16 protein-coding genes are annotated in these 19,295 nt (G+C 60.5%); 9 read left to right on the top strand and 7 right to left on the bottom strand.

From position 1 onward, the window contains the following. Window positions 1-2 precede the first annotated feature (2 nt). The 5 genes from K328_RS0114740 to K328_RS0114720 form a co-directional block, all read right to left on the bottom strand. Complete coding sequence (locus K328_RS0114740) at window positions 3-452, bottom strand: SufE family protein (RefSeq protein WP_036554426.1); 450 nt, start codon at window positions 450-452, stop codon at window positions 3-5. 79 nt (window positions 453-531) lie between these two features. After that, window positions 532-1,581, bottom strand: a complete 1,050-nt coding sequence (locus tag K328_RS0114735) for a nucleotidyltransferase family protein (RefSeq protein ID WP_036554512.1) — start codon at window positions 1,579-1,581, stop codon at window positions 532-534. A gap of 75 nt (window positions 1,582-1,656) precedes the next feature. Beyond that, window positions 1,657-2,691, bottom strand: a complete 1,035-nt coding sequence (meaB, locus tag K328_RS0114730) for a methylmalonyl Co-A mutase-associated GTPase MeaB (protein WP_205620676.1) — start codon at window positions 2,689-2,691, stop codon at window positions 1,657-1,659. 26 nt (window positions 2,692-2,717) lie between these two features. Next, window positions 2,718-4,874 (bottom strand): methylmalonyl-CoA mutase, encoded by a 2,157-nt coding sequence (gene scpA, locus K328_RS0114725; protein WP_028466626.1) that lies wholly within the window; start codon window positions 4,872-4,874, stop codon window positions 2,718-2,720. Beyond that, window positions 4,871-6,796, bottom strand: a complete 1,926-nt coding sequence (locus K328_RS0114720) for a methylmalonyl-CoA mutase subunit beta (protein ID WP_245577554.1) — start codon at window positions 6,794-6,796, stop codon at window positions 4,871-4,873. The genes scpA and K328_RS0114720 overlap by 4 nt, the downstream gene beginning before the upstream one ends. 202 nt (window positions 6,797-6,998) lie before the next feature. On the opposite strand from K328_RS0114720, the gene K328_RS24215 reads away from it, so the two are divergent. Then, the gene (locus tag K328_RS24215) at window positions 6,999-8,468 is read left to right on the top strand and encodes an ArnT family glycosyltransferase (RefSeq protein ID WP_051284946.1); all 1,470 of its coding nucleotides are present in this window, start codon (window positions 6,999-7,001) and stop codon (window positions 8,466-8,468) included. A gap of 7 nt (window positions 8,469-8,475) precedes the next feature. On the opposite strand, the gene K328_RS0114710 is transcribed toward K328_RS24215, so the two are convergent. Next, window positions 8,476-9,660 carry a class I SAM-dependent methyltransferase gene (locus K328_RS0114710; protein ID WP_084608327.1) on the bottom strand — a complete coding sequence of 395 codons (1,185 nt, stop codon included), beginning with the start codon at window positions 9,658-9,660 and terminating at the stop codon, window positions 8,476-8,478. A gap of 302 nt (window positions 9,661-9,962) precedes the next feature. Here K328_RS0114710 and K328_RS0114705 point away from each other — a divergent pair, with 302 nt between their 5' ends. From K328_RS0114705 to K328_RS0114670, 8 genes are all read left to right on the top strand, one after another. Continuing rightward, complete coding sequence (locus K328_RS0114705) at window positions 9,963-11,498, top strand: PfkB family carbohydrate kinase (RefSeq protein ID WP_036554424.1); 1,536 nt, start codon at window positions 9,963-9,965, stop codon at window positions 11,496-11,498. A gap of 77 nt (window positions 11,499-11,575) precedes the next feature. Beyond that, window positions 11,576-12,691: a DegT/DnrJ/EryC1/StrS family aminotransferase gene (locus K328_RS0114700; RefSeq protein WP_028466622.1), complete on the top strand. Its 1,116-nt coding sequence runs from the start codon at window positions 11,576-11,578 to the stop codon at window positions 12,689-12,691. A gap of 16 nt (window positions 12,692-12,707) precedes the next feature. Further along, window positions 12,708-13,028 (top strand): hypothetical protein, encoded by a 321-nt coding sequence (locus tag K328_RS0114695; protein ID WP_028466621.1) that lies wholly within the window; start codon window positions 12,708-12,710, stop codon window positions 13,026-13,028. Window positions 13,029-13,035: 7 nt separating this feature from the next. Then, the gene (locus tag K328_RS0114690) at window positions 13,036-13,776 is read left to right on the top strand and encodes a hypothetical protein (protein WP_028466620.1); all 741 of its coding nucleotides are present in this window, start codon (window positions 13,036-13,038) and stop codon (window positions 13,774-13,776) included. 32 nt (window positions 13,777-13,808) lie between these two features. Further along, window positions 13,809-14,930, top strand: coding sequence for a radical SAM protein (locus tag K328_RS0114685; protein WP_028466619.1), 1,122 nt, complete (start codon window positions 13,809-13,811; stop codon window positions 14,928-14,930). A gap of 30 nt (window positions 14,931-14,960) precedes the next feature. Further along, window positions 14,961-15,938 (top strand): thiamine pyrophosphate-dependent dehydrogenase E1 component subunit alpha, encoded by a 978-nt coding sequence (locus tag K328_RS0114680; protein WP_051284952.1) that lies wholly within the window; start codon window positions 14,961-14,963, stop codon window positions 15,936-15,938. Beyond that, the gene (locus tag K328_RS0114675) at window positions 15,925-17,031 is read left to right on the top strand and encodes an alpha-ketoacid dehydrogenase subunit beta (protein ID WP_084608326.1); all 1,107 of its coding nucleotides are present in this window, start codon (window positions 15,925-15,927) and stop codon (window positions 17,029-17,031) included. Before K328_RS0114680 ends, K328_RS0114675 begins: the two co-directional genes overlap by 14 nt. Further along, window positions 17,031-18,170 (top strand): DegT/DnrJ/EryC1/StrS family aminotransferase, encoded by a 1,140-nt coding sequence (locus tag K328_RS0114670; protein ID WP_205620675.1) that lies wholly within the window; start codon window positions 17,031-17,033, stop codon window positions 18,168-18,170. Before K328_RS0114675 ends, K328_RS0114670 begins: the two co-directional genes overlap by 1 nt. On the opposite strand, the gene K328_RS0114665 is transcribed toward K328_RS0114670, so the two are convergent. Beyond that, window positions 18,167-19,195, bottom strand: coding sequence for a lysylphosphatidylglycerol synthase transmembrane domain-containing protein (locus tag K328_RS0114665; protein WP_084608325.1), 1,029 nt, complete (start codon window positions 19,193-19,195; stop codon window positions 18,167-18,169). The genes K328_RS0114670 and K328_RS0114665 overlap by 4 nt on opposite strands. Between the last annotated feature and the right edge of the window lie 100 nt (window positions 19,196-19,295).

Raw genomic sequence — 19,295 nt, 5'->3', positions numbered from 1 at the left:
CTCTATCCGCCAGCGGCGGCGCGCGCCTCGGCCTTGATCTTGTTCAGCATGGCGCCAAGACCATTCTTGCGGGTTGGGCTCAGGTGCTCCTCAAGACCTATCTCGCGGATGAAATCAGGCTCCGTCGCCAGGATTTCCTCCGCAGTCCGGTTGCTGTAAATGCGCAGAATTATGGCGATAAGGCCGGAGACGATGGCCGCGTCGCTGATTGCCTTGAAAACCAACCGGTCGCCGTGTCGCTCACCCACCAGCCAGACCTGGCTCTGACAGCCCTTCAACTTGAACTCGTCACGCTGGAATTCCTCATCCAGCGGCCGCAGCTTGCGCCCGAGATCAATCAGATACTGATAGCGGTCCATCCAGTCGTCGAAGAAGGCGAACTCGGAAATCAGCTCTTCCTGTTCCTCGGCGATGGAGTGTTCCGGAGCCGGCATGTCAGTCTCAGCAACCATGTCTCTTCCTGTGTTCTCGATCTGGTTTCGACTTGGCGCGGAACCGGGAGGATGTCAATGCTCAGAGCCTATCGTGCACCTATCTGCCGGCAAAGACCTGCGGAAAATCCTCTTCCGCACGGTCGAGGTCCTGATGCTGGCCGATGTCACGCCAATACTCCCGGATCGGAAAGGCGCTAATGGTTTCACCGCCCTCGATCATGCGAGAAAACAGATCGGGCATATCGAGTGTTTTCCCCGCTTCGATCCGGTCCAGCACGCCTGGTTCGAGGATGTAAATCCCCGCGCTGATGAAGAAATTATGAGTCGGCTTCTCACGGATCGCAACCAACCGGTCACCTTCGAGCTCCACGACACCATAGGGGATATCGATTCCCTTCTCGAAAACAGCAACAGTCGCCGTAGCCCTGCTTTCCCTATGAAAATCGAGCATGTGCCGGAAGTTAATGGAGGTCAGGATATCTCCGTTCATGACAAAGAACGGTGCTTCGGGACGGTTCGACATCAGCGACAGAGAGCCTGCCGTGCCAAGCGCATCCGTCTCTCTCAGATAGCCGATTTCAGCGCCGAACCTGTAGCCGTCACCAAAATGCGCCTCGATGGCTTCGGCCCGATAGTTCACAGAGAACTCAAAGCGATAGAAGCCTTGATCGACAAAGGACTGAACCAGAGTTTCCAGCAACGGCCGCCCTCCAACCGGCAACATTGGCTTCGGCACCGTTTCCGTCAGGGGACGCAACCTCTTGCCAAGACCGCCCGCCATCAACACGACCTTGTTTTCGAGCCGGTCGGCTGCAACGAAGGTGTCGATCGTGCGCAAGGCAACGATCCGTCCCTCTCCGTCGACGATCGGCACTTGATGAATTACTTCCCGGCGCATTAGAGCCTGAATCTCGTCGTCGGACACGTCCACCGAAACGAGTTTGGGACTCCGGTTCATGATCTTCTCGACGGTATCGTCCAGAGTCACGCCGGCTAGCAGCCCACGGCGGACATCTCCGTCCGTCACCACACCGATCACGCGCCTCTCAGCATCAACAATGATCGCGAGTTGAGACGAACCGGCATCAATTTGCGTCAACGCATCACGGACGAGCGCGTCCTCGGGGAGCAGAATGGAGTCGAGCATTTTCACCGAACAATTGCCTCTTTGACGAAGCCCGCGAGAATAGGGGGTGCGGTCACTTCAGGAAATCTAAATCCGTCATCCGGCTTCCGGAGACGGCGACAGACCGAATGTCTGCAACAACCGATCGGCGGCTGCGCTCGCGGTTTGGCGATTGCCTGCGACATCCGCTTCAAGATCGGCCACAAGCGCGCGAACGGCCTCATCTTCCTCGAAGCGTGCCATCAGTCGATCCCGAACCATGGACCACATCCAGCGCACCTGCTGGTTCTGGCGTTTTGCCTGAAACTCGCCTGTGGTGCTGAGCGTCTCGCGATGTCGCACGATCTCGGCGAGAATATCCTCGAGCCCGACCTTGCCAAGCGCGCTGCAGGTGGTCACCGGTGGCTGCCAGTTTGGGCTGGCGGGGGTCATGATCTCCAGCGCGCGTCGATACTCCGCGGCGGCCCGCCGGGCGCGCGACTTGACCTCGCCGTCCGCCTTGTTGACCGCGATCATGTCCGCGATCTCCAGCACGCCCTTCTTGATGCCTTGCAGCTCGTCCCCGGCGCCGGGCAGCATCAGGACGAGGAAGAAATCCACCATCTCGGCGACAACCGTCTCCGACTGGCCAACGCCGACCGTCTCCACCAGCACATGGTCGAAACCGGCAGCCTCGCAGATCACCATGGTCTCGCGGGTCGCACGGGCCACACCGCCGAGCGTGCCCGCCGACGGGCTTGGCCGGATATAGGCATCGGGATCGCGCCCGAGTTCCTGCATCCGGGTCTTGTCGCCAAGAATCGAGCCGCCGGTGCGGTTGCTCGACGGATCCACCGCCAGCACCGCGACCTTGTGGCCGGAGCCCGTCAGCATCTTGCCGAAAGCCTCGATGAAGGTGCTTTTACCGACCCCCGGCACGCCGGTGATACCGATCCGCCGTGCGTCACCGGAAAAGGGGAGAAGCGCCTGCAAGACGTCCTGCGCCTGCCTCCGGTGTGCCGGATTCCGGCTTTCGATCAGGGTAATGGCGCGCGCCAGCACGGCGCGGTCGCCCGCACGGACGCCGGAGACATAATCCTCTACGCTCATCTGGCGTCGCTTCGTCACCGCGACGGTTTGCTGAGAAGTCATCTAATCCACGCGAACTGGGTGAAGGCTCACGCCGCCTCGACCGAATGGCCGAGCACTTCGCCGATCTTCGCGATCAGGTCCACCGCCGCATCGCTGATCACGGTGCCCGGCGGGAAGATCGCCTTGGCGCCGGCAGCATAGAGTGCATCGTAATCCTGCGGCGGCACCACGCCTCCGACGACAATCAGGATATCCTCGCGTCCAAGCTTCTCCAGCTCCGCTTTCAGGGCCGGAACCAGCGTCAAGTGACCCGCGGCAAGCGAGCTGGCACCGATCACATGCACATCGTTTTCCACCGCCTGCCGCGCCGCCTCTTCCGGGGTCTGGAACAGCGGGCCGATATCGACATCGAAACCTAGATCGGCGAATGCCGAGGCGATCACCTTCTGACCCCGGTCATGGCCGTCCTGACCCATCTTGGCGATCAGGATACGCGGGCGTCTGCCTTCAACCGCCTCGAAGGCATTGACTGCTTTCAGCACCCGTTCCACGGATTCCGCACCTTTGCCGACTTCACTCGCATATATGCCTGACACGGTCTTCACCTCCGCGACATGCCGTCCATAGGTTTTCTCAAGCGCATCGGAAATCTCCCCGACCGTCGCCTTCGCCCGCGCGGCATCGACCGCGAGTTCGAGCAAGTTGCCTTCGCCGGAGGTGGCGGACGCCGTCAGCCGGTCCAGCATGCGCCGTGTCTCGCTCTCATCCCGCTCTGCCCGCAGGCGTTCCAGCTTCTCGAGCTGCTGGCGCCGGACTGACTGGTTGTCGACCCGCAGCACTTCGACATTGTCGGGCTCGTCCGTGCGGTACTTGTTCACCCCGACGATGGTTTGACGGCCACTGTCGATCCTAGCCTGGGTGCGGGCGGCGGCTTCCTCGATCCGCATTTTCGGGATACCGGCCTCGATTGCCTTTGCCATGCCGCCGAAGCTCTCGACTTCCTCGATATGCGCCCAGGCACGCTGTGCCAGGTCGTGGGTCAGCCGTTCGACATAATAACTGCCGCCCCATGGATCGATGACATTGCAGGTGCCGGTTTCCTGCTGGATCAGCAGCTGGGTATTACGGGCAATCCGGGCGGAGAAATCCGTCGGCAGGGCCAGCGCTTCGTCCAGCGCGTTTGTGTGCAAGGACTGGGTATGCCCATGCGTGGCGGCCAGCGCCTCGACACAGGTCCGCACCGCATTGTTGAACACGTCCTGCGCGGTCAGCGACCAGCCGGAGGTCTGGCAATGGGTCCGCAAGCTGAGGCTTTTCGGGCTCTTGGGATCGAACTGCTTCATCAGCCGGGCCCAGAGCAGGCGCGCGGCCCGCATCTTGGCGACTTCCATGAAGAAGTTCATACCGATGGCCCAGAAGAAGGAGAGCCGTGGCGCGAACGCATCGATGCCGAGCCCGGCTTCCATGCCCGCGCGGGCGTACTGCACCCCGTCCGCCAGCGTGTAGGCCAGCTCCAGGTCAGCCGTCGCTCCCGCTTCCTGCATGTGGTAGCCGGAGATGCTGATCGAGTTGAAACGCGGCATGTTCGTCGAGGTGTAGCCGAAGATATCGGAGATGATCCGCATCGAGGGCGATGGCGGGTAGATGTAGGTGTTGCGGACCATGAACTCCTTCAGAATGTCGTTCTGAATGGTGCCGCTGAGCTTTTCCGGGGAAACGCCCTGTTCTTCCGCCGCAAGGATATAGAGCGCCATGACCGGCAGCACGGCGCCGTTCATGGTCATCGACACACTCATCTGGTCGAGCGGGATGCCATCGAAGAGTTGGCGCATGTCGAGAATGCTGTCGATCGCGACCCCGGCCATGCCGACATCGCCGACGACGCGCGGATGATCGCTGTCATAGCCCCGGTGGGTTGCCAGATCGAAGGCCACCGAAAGCCCCTTCTGACCGGCCGCGAGATTGCGGCGGTAGAAAGCATTCGACTGCTCTGCCGTGGAGAAACCGGCATATTGCCGGACCGTCCAGGGCTTGTTCACATACATGGTCGGGTAAGGCCCGCGCAGGAACGGCGGCAGGCCCGGCCAGGTCTTCAGGAAGTCGAGGCCTTCGATATCCTCCGCCGTGTAGAGCGGCTTGACCGCAATACGCTCCGGGGTCTCCCAGACGGCGCCGTCCGCAGCAGGTCCGCCAGTCGCGGGTTTGCCGAGAGAGACGGTCGAGAAATCGGGTATCGTGCTCATTGTTCGATCACTCCCAATCCGGCTGCCAGATCGCGAAGGGTAGCGAGTGTCTGGTCACCGACATAGATGAAACCGTCGATCCCCGCTGCCCGCCAGGCATCTTCGTTATCGCCGGGACGGCCCGCCAGAAGAATGCGCTCCGCACCGGATTTCTTCAGGACTTCGGCAGTTTCCACCGCAGCTTCGCCGTAGATTTTATCAGACGAGCAGAGAACCGCAAAACGGCAGCCGCTCTTTTCAAAAGCGGCTCCCAGATCACCACCGCTGGTTTCCGCCGGAGTGCTTTCGATACCGCCTGCTGCGAAATAGTTCTGCGCGAAGGTTCCCCGCGCCGTGTAATCCGCCGGCGTGCCGAGATTGAGCTGGAAGATCCGGGGACGTGCGCCTGATTTCTCAAGCGCCGCATCGCTCGCGGCCCGCAGGGCTTCAAACCCTTCGCCGAGCGTGTGCCGGGCCAGCGGCGCCATCTCCACACCGGCTTTCGCACGGTCCGGCAGAGCGCCTTGACCAAGGGCGGCGCGCAGCGGATCCCGGTCACACACAACGCCTGCCGCCGTTTCCTCACTCAAGTTCGGGAAGGTGCTGACGCCAGTGACCTCGTCCTTGCGACGGGCGAGGTTCCGTTCCCGTTCGGCCCAACCATCGGCAACCATCGAAGCAACCCGGCCAGAGGCAAGCGCGGCGACCATGCCGCCATCAGCCTCTATGGATTGCAGGATATCCCATGCCCGGACCGCATATTCGTCGCTCAGATGTTCGACATACCAGGACCCGCCCGCCGGATCGGTCACGCGATGCAGGCCGGACTCTTCCATCAGGATGATCTGGGTATTGCGGGCAATGCGGCGGGCGAAGCCATCCGGCAAGCCGACCGCATGATCGTAAGGCAGCACCGTCAGACTGTCCGCCCCGCCGACACCGGCGGCAAAGGTCGAAACAGTAGCGCGCAGCATGTTGACCCAGACATCCCGCCCGGCAATCGCCCGCTCCGCCGTCACCACATGCAAGCTCATCGGCGCGGCGACCGGATCGGCCCCGGACACTTCCAGCACCCGTGCCCATAGGCGTCGGGCTGCGCGCAGCTTGGCGATGCCCTGAAAGACATCAACGCCGAGCGCGAAGGTGAATTCGATCTGCTTTGCGGCTGAGGCGACATCAAGTCCGGCTGCGGTTAGCGCACGCAGATAAGCAATGCCGGTCGCCATCGCGAAGGCCAGATCCTGCACTTCGTTGGCGCCCGCTTCGTAATACGGTGCGGTATCGACCGCTACGGATCGCACCTTCGGGTGGCTTGGCGCCGTCCGTTTGGCAATCTCCGCCATTTCCGCAAGAGCATCTTCCGCCCTCTTCGGCAGCCAGCCTTCCCGGGTCAGCGTGCCCAGAGGATCGATCCGAAAACTGCCGGAAACCTCTCCCGCATCGCAGCCGCGGCGGGCCCAAAGAGCTTCCAGCATGGAGGAGACAGCAGGCGCATAAGCGCCCGCGTCGAGCGCGACCGGCGCCATGTTCAGATGAACGCCGGCAAGTGCCTTGTCGAGATCGTCAACGGAACCGATGACCACGCCATCCACGCCGGGCCGGTCAATTCTCAGCAGAACCGACGTCGCGCCGCGCTCCAGATCCTGCTTTGCCGTCTTGGCAACTTCCGCCGGATCGCCATGCGCCTGCATTTGCCGCACATCCCAGCCGGCCTCAGTCCGGTCGCCGCCCGGAGTTGGCGCCGTTCTTCCGGCCGGTACATCCTCACCGGTATAGATCGGCTGCAGCGTCAGTCCTTCATAGGTCTGACGGGTCAGAACCTTGTCGAAAGACGCGCCTTTCAGCACCGTATCGACAGCACTCATCCAGGCATCGCGAGACGTTTCGGGAAATTCCTCCGCGAGCGTCATCAAGGTTTCTTCATCCAGGGTCTTCATCGCCATGGTCGCCTCTTTGTCACGCTATTGCGTTTGTCCTACTGGGTTGCAGCGGCTTCGGCAAGAAACTCCGGCTGCGGGTTCTGCCGATCCTGACAGAGGTCAATTTACCGCCCCGCACCGATTCCCGATTGTTTCGGACGCGCGCCTCGGCTAAGGCGTGGCATCTCCGGCACGCAAAGCCGGCGCGCAAGGAAAGCATCGACGCATGCCAACCGTGATCAAAGACGACACCCGCCCCTACTTCCTGTGGCTCCTCCTCGCCGTCGCGGCACTGACCGCGCTCCGGCTGGCGGTTCTTGCGGGCAGCGGGCTCGGCCTGCATGGCGACGAGGCACAATACTGGTCCTGGAGCCGCGATCTTGAATGGGGCTATTATACGAAGCCGCCGCTGATCGCCTTCATCATCGCCGGGGCGCAGTCGCTGTGCGGCGATACAACAGCCTGCATCCGCGCGCCGTCGCCCCTGCTGCATGCGGGAACGGCACTTGCCATCTACGGTATCGCCGAAACCCTGACAGAGAGCAGGAAAGCCGGGTTCTGGTCCGGGCTGAGTTTCGCGACGCTTCCGGCTGTCTCTCTCTCCAGCTTGCTGATCTCGACCGACGTGCCGCTGCTCTTTCTCTGGGCCGTGGCCATGCTGGCCTTCGTCCGCAGCCTGAAAAGCGATGCACCCGGATGGCCTCTGCTGCTCGGCCTCGCCCTCGGTGCCGGGTTCCTCGCCAAATATGCCATGGCCTATTTCATCCTCGGTCTGGTCCTGTTCACACTAATCACGCCCGCATACCGGTCCTGGCTGACAAGCCGGAAGCCGCTGGTCGCGCTCGTCATCATGCTTGCCGTGTTCGCGCCGAACCTGATCTGGAATTTCGAGTCCGGCTGGGTGACCTTCACGCACGTCAAGGACAACACCAACCTGAAGGGCGACCTGTTCCATTTCGGCAAGATGCTGGAATTTGTCGGCAGCCAGGCTGGCGTCTTCGGGCCGGTGCTTTTCGCTGCTCTACTCTGGCGGCTTGCCGTGCTACGCCGGGATCCGGCGGCACAAATGGAAAAGCTGTTGCTGTGCTTCTCCCTGCCGGTGCTGCTGATCATCACCGGCCAGTCCTTCCTCAGCCGGGCAAACGCAAACTGGGCGGCTACCGCCTATGTCGCGGCAACAATCCTGGTTGTGTGTTGGCTGCTCAAGCGTGACCGCCTGAAGCTGGTTGTCGCCGGTATCGGCATCAACCTCACCGCCGCCGCCGTGCTTGGCTTCTTCTTCCTCGACCTGCCCGGCGTTGATGTGCCGCTGAAGAAAGATCCGCTACGCCGCCTGCGCGGATGGGATCAGGTAGCGGACCAGCTACGCCCAGTCCTCGCGGCACATCCGGAAGCCATCTGGCTGACCGAAGACCGCAAGACCATGGCCTCCCTGCTCTATGCCCTGCGCGATCTCGAGCGCCGCCCGAAGATGTGGGACTATGACGGCCACCCGGACCATCACTACGAGCTGACGGAACGCTATCTGCCAAAAGCGGGCGCAACGGTGCTGCTGGTGTCAAAATGGGACAAGCCGTTTCCGATCCTGGAGCGGTTCGGAGAAGTTACGGAGCTGTCCCCAATCGAAGTGCATACAGGCGAAAAGACGACACGCCGCCTGCACCTCTTCTACCTGATTGAACCCAAAATCAATTGAGACCAGATCAGCCTAAAGATGCATGAGCATCGTCGGTGCCAATTCTCGTAAATGCTTCTGGAAAATCGCCGGGAATAGCAACAGCCTCAAATCCCGTGAGCCGCTCGCTGATCTGGGCGGCAAGAGCCGGAACGAGCGGGATATATATCGACGATGCCTGTTGGGCATCCGAAGGGTCTGCGATAGGTCGATCAAAGAACGTGCAGCCGACACGCGAGCGATCTTCGTCCAGATAAAAATCGACCCTGCGCTCAAGATTGGATGATGCCCACGCCGCCGAGATGGACGAGCCAAATATCCCGAACACGCCGTCACCGAAAACTTCCATCGATTGCCTGACCGTCCCAAGCCAATCCAGCGCAGCCCGAAGACCGCAAACAGTCGCACCGGCATCAACAGACGATGCCCGCCAGTTTCCCGCTCCCGGGCGGGCCACAACCGTTATCTCCCGTTTCAATACATCTACCCGTAAGGCTTCAATGTCGTAGCCAGCGCTTGCAACAACAGACGCAATACTCGCCTGCGTGAAATGGCTGCTGTGATCCGCAATCATCAGGTCAAACGGGTTGTGAGGAAAATAAGGGACCTGAATGAACAGGCGTCCCTTGGTCGGGTGAAGCAGCCTGCGAATGTCGCGAATGACCTTCGCCGGTGAGGGAATATGTTCGAAAACGTGAACGAGCGTAACGAGATCAAAGTGCTTGTCGATATCTTCGAGACGCTCATAGAGCCCGTCGACCGTCTCTATCTCGGAAAGAACATTAACGTCTTTGACGTTCGGGTCGTATCCATTGAGCCGCCAACGCGGCAGCTCCTGTGCAAAGGCCTTTAATGTTGATCCCGTTCCGCATCCGAAATCGAGCAAGAGACCATCGTCGTCCAGTTTCAGTGCCCCGCGCATCCAGTCGATCAGGTGGACAGACCTCGATTTTAGACCAGTCTCACCTGCGATCAGTTGCTCAACGCCAGACCGGGATTGATGGTAGAGCACATAGCTCTCGTAGATTCTGTCCGCTTCCCGGGACCACTCATCCGTAATCGGTTTCTGAACCAGACCGCATGCGCCACAAACAGCCAACGCGCCGCCTTTGGTCCAGCTGCGGCTATCCGACGTGACCCGGCACCAATCAGAATAACCCTCCACCGTTTCGAGTCTGGCGGAATCGCAATGGTGACAGGAAACAGAAGTCATCAAGATTCTTCTTTCTGATAGACGACCGGAAAACGCTGGTTAATCACAACCTCCCCAGCCTCCAACTCCCTGAGCCGATCCTGCTCAGCTGCACCAGATTTTGGCCGGCCGGGCCGAGAATTCTTTCCTAATTTCCCCGCTCAACAACTTATCGAAACTGATTGAATCATAGACCGAAAATCAGTCGACACTATCGTCCCGCTGATGGCTGAGTGCGTAAGTTATACGCGCGAATTGTTTTTCCCGGAAGGCAATGAAACTGTGATACGCTTTGCACGTCTTTAAACAATTGAATCAATCAGATGCAGGCATCAGCGAGAGATAAGATCAAACCTATCTCCGAACTCTCTGAGATAGCGGAGAAAATTAGGTCGTCTGGGCAGAAAATCGCTCATGCCCACGGCACCTTCGATTTGCTGCATATGGGGCATGTCCGACACCTTGAGCAGGCCCGCCGTGAGGGCGACGTACTGATTGTAACCGTGACCGCCGACGAGCATGTTCATAAGGGGCCGGGCCGTCCGGTCTTCACCGATCAACTCCGGGCGGAGATGCTGGCCGCGCTCGAATATGTCAGTTGGGTCGGGGTCAATCACGACGTGTCGGCAGAGCAAGTGATCCATGCAATCAAGCCGGATGCCTACATCAAAGGCTCGGATTATGTCGATGCGGAGCAGGATGTCACCGGCAAGATTGTCGATGAACGCAACGCTGTCGAAAGCCATGGCGGACGGCTTGTCTTTACAAGCGACATCACCTTCAGCTCAAGCGAACTGATCAACCGGCATATCGATGTCTTCGAGCCGGAAGTCCGCGACTACCTGGACCAAGTCCGGCAAACGGTCGGGTTGCAGCAGCTGCTGGAGCTGATCGAGAGCATCAAGGACATGCGCGTCCTGATCATCGGCGACACGATCCTGGACGAATACCAGTATGTCTCGCCGTCGGGACAGCCCTCCAAAGAAAACATCATGTCCACGCGCTATCAGGACATCGAGCTGTTCGCGGGCGGCGTGATCGCGGCCGCCAATCACGTTGCAAGTTTCTGCAAGCAGGTCGATATCATCACCTGTCTCGGCGAAGACGATCCGCGCGAGAACTTTATCAAGAAGCAGTGCCACGAGAATGTGAACGTCATCCCCGTCTACCGGCCGAATGCGCCGACGACGCGGAAGGTGCGCTTCGTCGACAACAGCTATCTGCGCAAGCTGTTCGAGATTCAATTCATCGAAGACTCGCCATTGCCGCCGGACACACTGGAGATCCTGCATGGCAAGATCGCCGAGCTCGCGCCGCATTATGATGTGGTCATGGCTGCCGATTTCGGGCACGGGCTGATCAGTGGAAGCACTGTCAATCTGATCTGCGAGGCAGCGCCGTTCCTGGCGATCAACGCCCAGACCAACAGCGCCAACAGGGGCTACAATCTGGTCACCAAATACCCGCGTGCCGACTATCTCTGCATTGATGCGCCGGAGGCCCGGCTGGCTGTCGGCGACCGCTTCACCGATCTTGCCAGCATCGCGCAGGACGTGCTGCCGAAACGGATCGATTGTGGCCGGATGATCCTGACCCACGGCCGCCATGGCTGTGTCGCCTACGAAGCCGGCAAGCCTGTGACACAGATCCCTGCCTTTACCCGCCGCATCGTCGATACGATGGGCGCCGGCGACGCGTTTTTCTCGATAACGTCTCCTCTGGCGAAAGTTGGAACGGATATTGCTGATATCGGCCTGATAGGAAACATCGCCGGCGCCATCAAGGTTGGCATCGTCGGGCACCGGGATTCGGTGAGTAAAGTCAGTGTGGTCAAGGCGTTGACCGCACTTTTGAAATAGCAATCCCGCAGCGGCAGAGGGACATGGCCGCAGGCGGATAAAATGTGTCGAGCAGGAAAAAAATGCCGGATACGAGTGTGACAGATTCGCCGATCCCCTATGTCGATATCGGCGCCCAGTTTGCCCAGGAACGCGACGAGATCATGCCTGTGATCGAGGATATCCTCCGCAGCGGCATGTATGTCGGCGGCCCGTGGAACGACAAGCTTGAGGGAGCACTGGCGGAACGCTGCGGCACCAAGCACGCAATCGCTTTGAACTCCGGAACAGACGCCCTGATCCTGTCTCTCGCCGCACTCGGAATTGGCCATGGCGACGAGGTGATCACACCACCCAACTCCTTCGTCGCATCCACTGCAGTCATCGCGCATGTCGGGGCGACCCCTGTCTTTGCCGACGTGCTGCCGGATCAGAATATCGACCCCGCCGAGATCAAGAAGAAGATCACGCCGAAAACCAAGGCCATCATGCCGGTGCATCTGACAGGACGCGTTTCAGACATGGGACCCATCCGCGAGATTGCCGACCGGCACGGTCTGGCAATCATCGAAGATGCGGCCCAGTCCATCGGTTCGCTCTATGGCGGCAGGCCGAGTGGATCTCTCGGCGATGCCGGCTGCTTTTCGGCGCATCCGCTGAAGAACCTGAACGCCTGCGGCGATGCCGGGTTCCTGACTACCGACCGGGACGATATCGCTGAATTCGCGCGGCTCTACCGCAATCACGGCCTGGTCGACCGCAACACGGTGGCCCGTTTCGGCTCTGTCTCCCGGATGGACCAGATCCAGGCCGCCATTCTCCATTTCAGGCTCGGCAAGATGGATGACCTGATCGAACGGCGGCGGAACAACGCGGCGCTCTATCGGGAACTGCTCGATCCCTCTCTTGCCTTCTCCCCGCCCTGCCGGGATATCGAATTCAACAGCTTCCACACCTTCGTCATCCAAGTTGATCGTCGGGATGAATTGCAGGCGCATCTCTCCAGCCTCGGTATCGGCACGGCAATCCATTATCCGGTGCCGATCCATCTGCAGCCGGCGGCGGCCTATCTGGGCCACGCGGCAGGGGATTTCCCGGTGACCGAATTGCAGTCCCAGCGGATCATCACACTGCCCATCCACCAGAACCTGACCGAGGCCGAGATCCATCGGGTCGCTGATGCGGTTAACAGCTTCCTTGCCACGGCCGCGTGACGCCGGAGAAATGCAGATGAGCGAACAGGCGATCAATTATGAAGAGCTGGTCGAGTCTTACGAGAACCGGCTGCTGAACCAGCTGCGCAGCCACGGCGTTGACCTGGAATTCCTGGAAATGTGGGTGCCGGACGAGGATTCCGTCTCGAGCATCCTGAATATGGCGGAAGCAGCAGGCGCCTTCGGGGTCGAGGGTTTCGTCATCCGGGTCAACCGGGAGACCCTGCCATCCGCCCGGACCGCCGATCTGAAAGATGCCCTTGCTCCCATTGCGGATGTCACCGTCGAAGATCACGAGGATCATTGCCTTGTCCACATCAGCAGCATTAAAGCGTGAGATAGACGTGATTCCGAATCCGGATATTCCCGAAGCTTTCGCCGGACCGGTTTCCGACCGGCTGCAGCACCTTGTGCATTACGGTCCGGTGCCGGAAACCGATGCCACTGTCATTTCCGCTGAAGCCGACGGCATGCGCCTGAGTCTCGTTCTTGACGGCGAAAACGAGACCGTCGCGGACGCCCGTTTCACGGCTCCAGCTGATGCGCCGGAGGCGGCGATCCTCGATCTGCTTTGCGCTCACGCCATCGGCGCTCCGGTCCGCGAAGTGATCGAACACGGCCTGATTTTCGCGCTGCAGGCGCTTCGGGCCCCCGAAGCGCCGTCACCGGTTGCCGGCATCCTGACGCCGCGCAACGCGGGCGCCTGCTTCAAAACGCCCTTGCGGCTCATCGCCGCCATCCGGCGCGAAACAGAAGCACGCTTCGGCCGCCACAAGGACACCAATTTTTTCGACCGACCCTATAGTGAGACCTGGAGCAAGCTGGACAAGATCGGCAAGCGCGACCTTGTCCTGCCGCATATCGACGGCTTCAAGGCAGCCAACGGTATTTCGGACGATGCCTTTGAACTGGTCGAAATCGACCAATATGATCGTCTGTTTCTCGTTTTCACCGACGAGATCCCCGTCTGGGACAAGCCCGTCCTGCTGATGAAGCTCGAACGCTGGCTGCGGAAGCAGACCGGCGAACGTATCGAACTCTTCACCGAGGTGGTGAAGGACGCGAACCGTATCCGGCGCCTCTAGAAACCGGGACCAACAGTCCAAGGAACGAAGCCATGACCGGAATGACAGATCACGTTGAACTGATCCTCGATGGCACCAAGATCGCCTGGCATCAGGATCGTATCGACGCCTGGGAGCGCGGTGAGCGGATCGCCCCGATCACGATCGACATGTCGCTGACCCGCGCCTGCAATTTCGCCTGCCATTTCTGCTACGCGATGCTGCAGGAGAACGAGCGCAAGGTGATCGACAAGAAGGCGATCTTCGAGTTTCTCGAGGACTGCGCCGAGATCGGCGTCAAGGGCATCAGCCTGGTTTCAGACGGCGAAAGCACGATCTCGCCGGTTTTCGTCGATGCCTGCAAATACGGACATGAGCTCGGCCTCTCGATGGCTGTCGGCACAAACGGCTTCGTGCTGAACCGGCGCAAGCTGGAAGAGGTCCTGCCGTCCCTGACCTATCTCCGGGTCAATATCTCGGCCGGCGAGCGCAAGCGCTATGCCGAGATCATGGGCGTGAAGGAGCACTGGTTCGACCGGGTCGCGGAAAACATCAAGGCCATGGGCGAGATCAAGCGGGAGCAGAATCTCGACGTAACCATCGGCATGCAGATGGTGCTGATGCCGGAATATCACGACCAGATCATGCCTCTCGCCCGGCTCGGCAAGGAGCTGCGGCCGGACTATCTGGTGATCAAGCATTGCAGTGACGACGAGGACGGCTCCCTCGGGGTCGATTACAGCGGCTATGCCAGCCTCTATGACACCCTGCACGAAGCCGAAGCTCTATCGGACGACACCTACCAGGTGACGGTCAAATGGTCGAAAATCGACACCGAAGGCACGCGCAGCTACCAGCGCTGCTATGGCGCGCCGTTCATGCTGCAGATGTCCGGCTCCGGCCTGGTTGCGCCCTGCGGCATGCTGTTCAACGAGCGCTACAAGAAATTCCATATCGGCAACATCACCGAGGAACGGTTCCGCGACATCTTCTACAGCGACCGCTACTGGGAAGTGATGAACTACCTCGCCAGCCCGGATTTCAACGCCCAGAAAATGTGCGGCAGTCTGTGCCTGCAACACAAGGTCAACGAGTTCTTGGACGGCTACCAGAAGGGCGATTTCGAACTTCCGGAAATGAAGGGCGAGGCGCCAATGCACCTCAACTTCATCTAACCGCGGAAAATCGACAGGATGGCTGAAAGCATGCAAACCACCACGGGCGATGATGCCGATTATCGGCTGCGCTGCCTGAAACAAATGCTGCGCATTCGTCTGGTCGAGGAGACCATTGCGGAACGCTACGCCGAGCAGGAAATGCGCTGCCCGGTGCATCTTTCCATCGGCCAGGAAGCCTCAGCTGTCGGCGTCTGCGATGCCCTCATGTCCGACGACCGGCTCTTCAGCAGCCACCGGTCCCATGCCCATTATCTTGCCAAGGGCGGGAATCTGAAGGCGATGATGGCCGAGATCTACGGTAAGCGGGACGGCTGCATCGGCGGCCGTGGCGGCTCCATGCACCTGATGGACCCGGATGCCGGCATGATGGCCAGCATCCCGATCGTCGCCAGCTCGATCCCTTTGGCGACAGGCACCGCACTGTCAGACAAGTTCGATAACAACGGGAAGGTCACCGTCTCCTTCCTCGGCGATGCCTGCCTTGAGGAAGGCGTGTTCCACGAATCCGCCAACTTCGCCAAGCTTCGCGGACTGCCTATTGTCTATGTCTGCGAGAACAATCTCTATTCAGTCTATACCAACCTCGCCGACCGCCAGCCGGACCGACCTCTGACAGACATTCCGGCCGCTCACGGCATCGAGCACCGGCATGTCGACGGCAACGACCTTGAGGCTGTCCGCAAGGCCGCACTCTGGGCCGTCGAGACCGCGCGCTCCGGGAACCCGACATTCCTGCAACTCGACACCTACCGGTGGCGCGAGCATTGCGGGCCGAACTACGATAACCATATCGGCTACCGGACCGAAGAAGAGTTCCAGATCTGGCGCGCCCGGGACCCTCTCGAACGCTATCGTAAAATGCTCGAAGAAAGCGGAACGCTCGCCCCGGCCAGCTTCGCAGGTCTCGAAAAAGACATTCAGGCCGAAGTGAACGGCGCATTTGCTTTTGCCATCGACTCCCCGCTGCCGGAACCGACCGAGGCCCTCGCCCATGTCTATGCCTGAAACAACCAGTGCGCCGGGTGCGCCGGTGATCAATATGGGCACCGCCATCCGTGACGGCTTGCTTGAAGCGGCACGGCGCGATCCGTCGGTCATCTTCTTCGGCGAAGGGGTCGAGGACCCGGCCGCCCTGTTCGGCACCCTGAAGGATATCGGCAAACAAATAGGCCACGACCGGATGATCGAGATGCCGATCGCCGAGAACGGCCTGATCGGCATTGCCATCGGCGCCGCCATGGCAGGAAAACGCCCGGTGGTCAGCCTGCAGCGCGTCGAATTCGCCCTGCTCGCGCTGGAGCAGATCCTGAACAATGCCGCCAAGACCCACTATGTCAGCAACGGGCGCCACAACGTGCCGCTCGTCCTGCGCATGATTGTCGGGCGCGGCTGGGGCCAGGGCCCGGAACATTCGCAAAGCATGGAAGCGATCTTCGCCCATGTCCCCGGTCTGAAAGTCATCATGCCGGCCTTTGCCGAGGACGCGAAAGGCATGATCGCCGCCGCCGTCGAGGACGATAACCCGGTGGTCGTGATCGAGCACCGATGGTCGCATTACACCACAAGCCCGGTCGCGGAGGGCTACGTTCACCGACCGCTCGACGGCCCGCGCACCGTGCGCGAAGGCGACGGCCTGACCATCGTTGCCACCTCCTACATGACGCTGGAAGCCGTCCGCGCCGCCGACAAGCTGGCGGAGGCCGGACACCCGGTCGAAGTGCTCGACCTGCGGGTGATCCGGCCGCTCAATCTCGATCCGATCGTCGAAAGCGTGGCCCGCACCGGGCGGCTGCTGACCGTCGATACCGGGTTCCGGATGTTCGGCATCGGCGCAGAAATCGCGTCCGAGGTGACAAGCCGCTGTTTCGATCTGCTTGACGCCGCCCCGGTCCGTCTCGGCCTACCGGATCACCCGACACCGAGCTCGCGCGGTCTGGTCAAGGGCTTCTACCCGGATGCCACCCGGATCGCCCGCACCGCGGCCGAAATGATGGGGCTGGACGACGCCAAGATCTCCGCAATCGAGGAAGACATCCTGGCCGCCCGTAAAGACATCCCGCTCGACGTGCCCGATCCCTTCTTCAAGGGCCCGTTCTGATGGCCGCCGAGACAGAGGGCCAGCCGATGCAGGTCCGCTACTCTCCCCTGGAACAGCAGTTCGCCGATGTCGATGAGATTTTCGACGAGCTGCGCGCGCTGGTCCGTTCCACCGACTTCACCCTCGGCAAGGTCGTCGGTGAATTCGAGGAGATGTTCGCTGCTGCCGCAGGATCGAAATATGCCATCGGTGTCGGCTCCGGCACGGACGCCCTCAAGATCCCATTGAAGGCGCTCGGCATCGGGCCCGGGGACGAGGTCATCACCGCCGCCAATACCTTCTACGCCACTGCGGGGGCCATTGCTGAGACCGGCTCGCGGATCGTCTTCGTCGATTGCGACGATACGTTCGGGATCGACCCTGACCTGATTGAGGCCGCGATCACCCCCCGTACCAAGGCGATCATGCCTGTCCATCTGGCCGGCGACATGGCCAACATGACGCGGATCACCGCAATTGCCGAAGAGCATGGCCTGTCAGTGGTCGAGGATGCCTGCCAAAGCCTCCTTGCGACGGAAGCGGGCCGCCCGGCGGGTACGTGGGGCATTGCCGGCGGATTCTCCATGCATCCACTCAAGATCATCAATGTCTGGGGCGATGCCGGTGTAATCGTCACCGACGATCCCGAGATGGACCGGATGTGCCGGCTCTTGCGCAATCATGGCCTGCGCAACCGCGATGAGATGGAAATCCTCGGCTACAACACGCGCCTCGATTCCGTGCAGGCGGTCGTTGGCAAATGGATCGTCGCCAGGGTTGAGGATATCGTCGCTGGCAGGATCGAGGCTGCCGAGCATTACGACGCGGCATTCGCAGATGTGCCGGAGATCACGCTTCCCGTCCGGCGTGCCACGAAAGGCCCGGAAGAACGCGCCGTCTATCTGAACTATGTGGTCTATGCCGAACGACGGGATGAACTGCTAGCGCACTGCCACGCGCACAAGGTCGACGCCAAGGTGCATTACCCGATCCCGCTCTACAAACAGGATGCCCTGCGCCATCTCGGCTATCCGGACGGTGCCTTTCCTGTAACCGACAGGCATGCGCAAACGATCATCAGCTTTCCAGCGGACCAGCATCTTTCAACGGCTGAACTGGATTATCTTATCGGCGTGGTTCGGGGTTTCTACGGACGTTAGACGGCCGGGCCGCCTGCGGCTTCAGTCATATTCTCGCTGCGTTCCGCAACCGGCCGGCTCAGCACCCATAGCAATCCGCCAAGACTCGCAGCCACAATCACTGACAGGCCCCAGAGAATGGACGCCGCGAGCGCATGTTCCAGCGGCATTCCGGTCATCGAGAAGATCCCGACCATCAGCCCCTCCCGCACGCCCCAACCACCAACAGAGATCGGCAGCAGAGTGCCGAGGATCACCAGAGGCAAAGCGCCAAGCACCATCAGGAAATCGACCTCGACCGAAATCGACTGGAACACGACCCAAAGCCCGAATGCACTGATGACATGCAGCAGGTAGCTCAGACCGATAACGATGGCGGATCGATATCCCGCCCGCCAGAGCACACGGGAATCCCGGAGCATGGCGGCCAAAGCGCCCCCGAACCGGTGATCTTCGATCATGTCCGCGATCCAGTCCGCGCTGGATAACCCCATTGCCAACAAGACAAGCGCGGCACCGACGACAAGGATCGCAACGGAACTGAGATTGGGATCTGGGGCGACCTTCGCGACTGTCACGCTGGTCACGATCAGAAGTGTCAGAATGGACACAAGGCCCGCCGTGCGGTCCAGAAGCACCGTACTTGCCGCGCGAGACAACGGCATGCCATGCCGGCTGACAAGCCAGATACGCACCGTGTCGGCACTGAGGGAGCCAGGAAGCGCCTGATTGAAGAACATTCCCGCCAACAGGATACGGAATGTCTGCCAGGGAGACAAAGGCACGCCAGTCCCGCGGATCAGCAAGAACCAGCGGCAGGCACCGATAAAGAACTGCGCAATGACAATCCCGACGACGCAGACCAGCAGCGGAAGAGACGGCGATAGCGCTGCGGAAAGCAGGCGCGAAAGATCCACCTGATAGATCAAAGATCCAATCAGGACGCAACTAACAGCAACTTTCAGGAAAAGTTTCGCTTTTGTCGTCAATATGAGGCGCCTACTCCACAGTTTACAAACGGGCCTTCTGGAAACAGCTGAATGCACCCACGAGACGCACGCCCTATTGGGTCACATCCACGAGAATTATAAAGGTAATGCCAGCAATACTGATCACAATTATATTTTCACCAATCGGCTGAACAAT

It is taken from the genome of Nisaea denitrificans DSM 18348, from assembly GCF_000426505.1.
Lineage (GTDB): Bacteria > Pseudomonadota > Alphaproteobacteria > Thalassobaculales > Thalassobaculaceae > Nisaea > Nisaea denitrificans.
This window is presented reverse-complemented; position numbering and strand designations above follow the sequence as displayed.

Bases quoted from the DNA above. Each gene is read 5' to 3' on its own strand.
- K328_RS0114695 (WP_028466621.1), top strand. From the start codon at position 12,708: ATGAGCGAACAGGCGATCAATTATGAAGAGCTGGTCGAGTCTTACGAG.
- K328_RS0114670 (WP_205620675.1), top strand. From the start codon at position 17,031: ATGGCCGCCGAGACAGAGGGCCAGCCGATGCAGGTCCGCTACTCTCCC.
- K328_RS0114740 (WP_036554426.1), bottom strand. From the start codon at position 452: ATGGTTGCTGAGACTGACATGCCGGCTCCGGAACACTCCATCGCCGAG.
- K328_RS0114735 (WP_036554512.1), bottom strand. From the start codon at position 1,581: ATGCTCGACTCCATTCTGCTCCCCGAGGACGCGCTCGTCCGTGATGCG.
- meaB (WP_205620676.1), bottom strand. From the start codon at position 2,691: ATGACTTCTCAGCAAACCGTCGCGGTGACGAAGCGACGCCAGATGAGC.
- K328_RS0114710 (WP_084608327.1), bottom strand. From the start codon at position 9,660: ATGACTTCTGTTTCCTGTCACCATTGCGATTCCGCCAGACTCGAAACG.
- K328_RS24215 (WP_051284946.1), top strand. From the start codon at position 6,999: ATGCCAACCGTGATCAAAGACGACACCCGCCCCTACTTCCTGTGGCTC.
- scpA (WP_028466626.1), bottom strand. From the start codon at position 4,874: ATGAGCACGATACCCGATTTCTCGACCGTCTCTCTCGGCAAACCCGCG.
- K328_RS0114720 (WP_245577554.1), bottom strand. From the start codon at position 6,796: ATGGCGATGAAGACCCTGGATGAAGAAACCTTGATGACGCTCGCGGAG.
- K328_RS0114675 (WP_084608326.1), top strand. From the start codon at position 15,925: ATGTCTATGCCTGAAACAACCAGTGCGCCGGGTGCGCCGGTGATCAAT.
- K328_RS0114705 (WP_036554424.1), top strand. From the start codon at position 9,963: ATGCAGGCATCAGCGAGAGATAAGATCAAACCTATCTCCGAACTCTCT.
- K328_RS0114680 (WP_051284952.1), top strand. From the start codon at position 14,961: ATGCAAACCACCACGGGCGATGATGCCGATTATCGGCTGCGCTGCCTG.
- K328_RS0114685 (WP_028466619.1), top strand. From the start codon at position 13,809: ATGACCGGAATGACAGATCACGTTGAACTGATCCTCGATGGCACCAAG.